This is a genomic window from Thermobrachium celere DSM 8682, from assembly GCF_000430995.1.
Lineage (GTDB): Bacteria > Bacillota > Clostridia > Clostridiales > Caloramatoraceae > Thermobrachium > Thermobrachium celere.
Map to the genome: position 1 here is coordinate 1154850 of NZ_HF952018.1, position 5132 is coordinate 1159981.

At 30.3% G+C, this 5132-nt stretch carries 5 protein-coding genes and 1 pseudogene; 3 read left to right on the forward strand and 3 right to left on the reverse strand.

The features are described from left to right. Positions 1-179, forward strand: a pseudogene (locus tag TCEL_RS13470) (IS30 family transposase); the annotation flags it as partial. Positions 180-363: 184 nt separating this feature from the next. Next, positions 364-954 (forward strand): hypothetical protein, encoded by a 591-nt coding sequence (locus TCEL_RS06220; protein ID WP_018662254.1) that lies wholly within the window; start codon positions 364-366, stop codon positions 952-954. Between the two features lie 97 nt (positions 955-1051). On the opposite strand, the gene TCEL_RS12800 is transcribed toward TCEL_RS06220, so the two are convergent. From TCEL_RS12800 to TCEL_RS06235, 3 genes are all read right to left on the reverse strand, one after another. Beyond that, complete coding sequence (locus TCEL_RS12800) at positions 1052-1954, reverse strand: LysM peptidoglycan-binding domain-containing protein (protein ID WP_018662255.1); 903 nt, start codon at positions 1952-1954, stop codon at positions 1052-1054. Positions 1955-2020: 66 nt separating this feature from the next. Further along, positions 2021-3256: an MFS transporter gene (locus TCEL_RS06230; protein ID WP_242823438.1), complete on the reverse strand. Its 1236-nt coding sequence runs from the start codon at positions 3254-3256 to the stop codon at positions 2021-2023. A 76-nt stretch (positions 3257-3332) separates the two neighbouring features. Continuing rightward, positions 3333-4616: a PDZ domain-containing protein gene (locus tag TCEL_RS06235; RefSeq protein WP_018662257.1), complete on the reverse strand. Its 1284-nt coding sequence runs from the start codon at positions 4614-4616 to the stop codon at positions 3333-3335. Positions 4617-4749: 133 nt separating this feature from the next. Here TCEL_RS06235 and TCEL_RS06240 point away from each other — a divergent pair. Beyond that, a partial coding sequence (locus TCEL_RS06240; protein WP_207636303.1) for an IS1/IS1595 family N-terminal zinc-binding domain-containing protein occupies positions 4750-5132 on the forward strand: 383 nt, incomplete at its 3' end.

Consider the following 5132-nt stretch of genomic DNA (forward strand, 5'->3'; position numbering starts at 1 on the left):
CTAATGAACGTCATAATGGTCTTATACGTCGTTTTATCCCTAAGGGTAAAAGCATCAAAGACTTATCTTTTGATACAATTCAAAGGATTCAAAATTGGATGAATAGGTTGCCACGTAAATTGCTAAATTACAAAACCCCAGAAAAATATTTTTATGAAGAACTATCGAAGATTGCTTAATCCCATATTTTGAATATTATAGATGTCGCTTGTGGTTTATCAAGGGTAAAGCTCCGCCTGCTACGCAGCCCTTGACAAACCCATGCACTCCATCTCCTGTTATTATTAAGATGGGCTTAAGGCTGATTTTGACTATTGTCAGTCCTATTCTACATGATTTTTCACAGGGGTGTTGCATTTAATATTGCAATTTAAGTTTATTAATAACACAACAAATGAAAAATTTTATATATTTGAACTTATGCATGAAGACAGGGAAGGAAATATAACTAATTTTCCTCTTGTAGTAAGAGAAAATTTGGCTATTGAAATTATAAAAAAAATATTTAACAATCCTGATACTAATTTTAAAGTAGCAGGTGAAATTAAAAATGTTAGAAGTATTGACATAGAAGGAGGCACATATATAAAAGCAAAAGAAATAATAGAAGTAGAAAAGGATGAAAAAGAAAATAAATTTTTCGTAGATGCTTATGTTATTAAAAACACCAAAAAATTTGATAAATTTTCATACACAATATATAGCATAGTAGCAAACAAAATAATTTTAAATCAGCAAGAAAAGGTCTTAAAGCCAACTTATTTATTTCTAAAGGTTAATAATTTTACTAGAGAATTTATTAAAGAAGATAGAATTCAATTTCACGCAAAACTTATTAAATATTTTAATATTATTGAATTAGAAACAGATGAGAAAAACATCTTCTCATTCAGCAATGAACTTTTTAGACCATTTATTAATTGTAGCCATAAAAAATTCGTTATTAACTCCTAGCTTTATATAAAAAAGACCTCCTCTTGATATACTTTTTACTCACCAAGAAAGAGGTCTTTTTTTAATACTAAAATATTTACTTTAATTACGCAATTTTTTATATTACCGCTATCTCGTCAAATCCACCTCTAGGAATAAATCCAACTTTGTTAGTTCCTCTAACAACTACTCTATCATACATCTGTATTCCACCCCTTGGTCCCTCTTCTGCTGTTGGACTTGGTATATTCCATCTTAATGCCACAACCTCTGTACCATAGTTTAATGTTATATGTGAAGATTCCATATTAGGTTCTTGATATAGATAAGTTGGCGAAATAATTAAATGAACTTTTCTAATTCCCTGTTTATTTAAGGCTATCCTTCTTAAAGCTAATGGTACAAGTTGTCCCACTGAAAGTTCTGGATCATTGCTTAATTTTTTAAGCTGTGTTGCTACTTTTCCGTCCTTTGCAACTCTTCCAAGAGCAATTACGGTATATAATCTTACTATATAACATGGATGTTCAAGTAGAGGTAGCAGATATTGTATTGCTTCTTCACCTAATGCCTCCCATGCAAAGGTTCCCCTATAGTAAATTCCATACATACTTATAGGAGGAATAATATCACAAGTCCATCCCCCTAGATTTTCCCATTGATTTTTCAAATATGCAGCATCTGGCCTCTCACCTATAACAAGAAGCTCTTGCCCAGGAAAAATCAAATTAGGATTACTTATTTTATTGTTTTGTACAAGTACATCTATAGTTGTTCCAAACTCTTTTGCAATACAAAATAAGCTGTCCCCTGGTCTTACAATATAATACGGAAATCCCCCTGCCCGTGGTAGTATGTCTTCATTTGATATTGGTATAATTAGAGCATCTCCAGGGTAAATAAGGTTTGGATTACACAAAATATTTGCCTTTAAAATTTTATCTACAGTTGTACCAAATTTTTTAGCAATATTAAACATTGTATCGCCAGATTTAACATAATAAAGTACTGCAGGTGGCATCAAATCACCTTAAAGAAATTCTTGATTATATATTTTATTCATAACTCCTTTATATAGTGATAATTTTTATTTAATTAATTTACCTCTTCTTGTATATAGTATTAGAAAACCAATAAAACCAATTACTCCACTTATTATAAATACATTATTTGCACCTAAATACTTTGCCAATGTTCCTGCATAAATACTGCCTACTGGAGTTAGTCCACCAAAAACTAATGAGTATACACTCATTATCCTACCTCTCATGTCATCTGGAGAATTAAACTGCAATATGCTATTTGAAGTTGTATTAAAAAATATCATAAAAAGCCCTAAAAGAATTAAAATGATGATTGATAATTTATAGCTTTTAATCAAACCTAATATAATTAAAAATATTGATAAACCTAACGCCCCTATTATCTGAAAATACACTGCCCTTTGCTTGTTTCCCTTTGCTGCTATAAAAATAGCACCAACCAAAGCACCAAAACCTAAGGAAGATAAAAGTATACCATATGCCTTTTCCTTCAATAATAGATAATCTTTAGTATAAATAGGAACTAAAACATTAAAATTCATACAGAACGTAGGGATTATTACAAGAGATACAACTGTATATAATAATTTGGGGTTTGTTTTTATATATTTAAGCCCTTCCTTAATCTCCTTTTTTGGATCTTTCAATTCTTCTTTTGAAGGCACATCCTTCATCCTCATCATTAACAGGCCTATTAGCACAGCCAAAAAACTAACTGCATTTAATAAAAAACACCATCTTACTCCATAGTCTGCCATAACTTTTCCTGCTACAGCAGGACCAATTAGCCTTGCAGAATTGAAGGCTGCTGAATTTAAGGCTATTGCGTTTAAAAGATGCTCCTTCCCTTCAACAAGCTCAACAACAAAAGCTTGGCGAGTTGGATTATCTAGTGCCTGTATGGTACCAACAAAAAATAATAATACTAAAATTACTGGATATGTTATGGCATTAAAGTACATAAGAATATAAAAGATAAATGCTATTAGTAAAAGCATACTTTGTGTAAAAATTAGTATCCTTCGTTTTGGAAATCTTTCAATTATTAGGCCTGCAAACAAAGAAAAAGCAAATAGAGGTGTAAACTGAACAGCTGTCATAAATCCAGATAAAAAACCATCTCTAGTCATAGAATATACTAACCAACTTAATGCTGCATTTTGCATCCAAGTACCAATTAATGATATAATTTGACCACTCCAAAATAGTTTATAATTTCTATGGGTAAGTGCAGGAAAATATTCTCTTATTATATGCCCCAAGTCCCTCATCCCCTTCATATTTACTATTTTGTAATATTATTGTAACATTTATAATATAAAAAATCTATAAATAAAAGGAGACAAGTCTTCAAACTTATCTCCTTTTAAACACCCTTGTATCATCTAAATCCATCAATGGAATGTACGCATCATCCTGTGGAATTGTAATTATTCCAAGTGATCCAATATCTGTTTGATAATTATAGTACTCTAAACTTCTAACAGTTCCATCAAGTTTTTCTACATCAATCCATAAATATCTTTCAGCTTCATCTAAAATTACCTTTGCATCACAGATAGTATTAACTCTCCTGTTATTTATTGAAATTATCTTATCTCCTGTTTCTATACCCATTTTTTCAGCTGGAGAATTAGGAACTACATCTAATATCTTTATTCCGTCATAATTATAGTCCCATAGAGACTCTAACATTCTCTCTTTTCTTCTATTTAATATAATAATTAATTCATGAAAAACAGGAGAAAATATTGCTGCTACATATTTAAATGCATATATCTTCATTGAAAGCACTGTTAATGCAAACAATGTTACACTAAATATAAATAAACTTAAAGACGATTCCTTTACCTTTTGCTTTGGCATTTTACTTACTGTAAAATCGCCATACCCTAAAATTGCAAATAAAGGAGTTAATGAAAATACAGCATCATTAACATTTATAGGTATTCCATCTGGTCTTATAAGTGGCCACCAATCTGGTGTTGGAATTACATCTCCACCTATTGGAGTTAAAGATAATAAAATAAGTATCATAAGTGGAATAATCCAAAATCTTGTTAATATGAATCCACCAACAATTCTACCATTTTTCTTAAAAAACATTGGAACAGGATATCTTGCACCATCAAAATACATAAGCAATGCTTCCACTAAATGCAGAAGTGATACTAATATAAGTATAGCTGTTATATCGAAATTTAAAAAACTTCTCAAAATAGGTATTTCACTTATATTTATAATTCCTTTCGTATTTATATATCCTAACAATAAGCTTATTAAACTTACTATTCCTCCTGAATAAGATAGACATATAAAGTGTGAATCAAACAATAAAAGCAAAATTAAAGAGAAAATTATTAAAAAAACAGCTCCCTCAAGTTTTCCAAATGTAATGCCTACTACAGTTATGACTATACTTATAGCCATACCACCTAAAATACCAGCAAGTAACGAAGATGCCATCATATCCTTCTTTTTATATTTAACTACTCCATATATATCTTTTTGTATCTCCTCTAATTTTTTATATTGAAAGAACAGAACAAAAAACATAATCCAAAATACAGGTTCAAGTAAAAAAGATAAAACAACCTGTGCATACTGTCTAATTGATTCCCAAATAAGCCTTAATATCATACAAACCCTCCATATAATTAATTAAGTTTTGTTAAGTTATATGATATTTGAATTTCATCTCCCCTTTGAGTTATCTTAAAGATAGCCAACAATAAAATACCTCCGAAGGAGAGATGAAATTATGTGCAAATTAATGAATAATCTTTCATGCCCAAGATGCCACAGTCATAACCTCTATCGATTTGGTAAAGATAAAGCTGGTAAGCAGAAATATCAATGTAGAAATTGTAAACGTCAGTTTACTCTCGAAGATTGTTCAGGCAAGAAAAAGAGTCTTTTGAGAGGATACCCTCGTTGCCCTGTTTGTGGGTATGGCATGTATTTACACCATGATTACGAGTATTACTCTCATTATACTTGCAACTCTAAAAAATGTGCTCATTCTGTTTATGTCGCAAAACCTAATAATATACAATCTGCATCTTGTGAATTAATTAAAGGAAAGATGGACTTTAAAAGAATGAGATTTCCTTTGTTTTTAATTCTTTCTGCACTTAATCTTTATTACTTAAATGG

Coding starts and splice junctions, on each gene's coding strand:
- TCEL_RS06235 (WP_018662257.1), bottom strand. CDS start 4,616: ATGATATTAAGGCTTATTTGGGAATCAATTAGACAGTATGCACAGGTT.
- TCEL_RS12800 (WP_018662255.1), bottom strand. CDS start 1,954: ATGCCACCTGCAGTACTTTATTATGTTAAATCTGGCGATACAATGTTT.
- TCEL_RS06230 (WP_242823438.1), bottom strand. CDS start 3,256: ATGAAGGGGATGAGGGACTTGGGGCATATAATAAGAGAATATTTTCCT.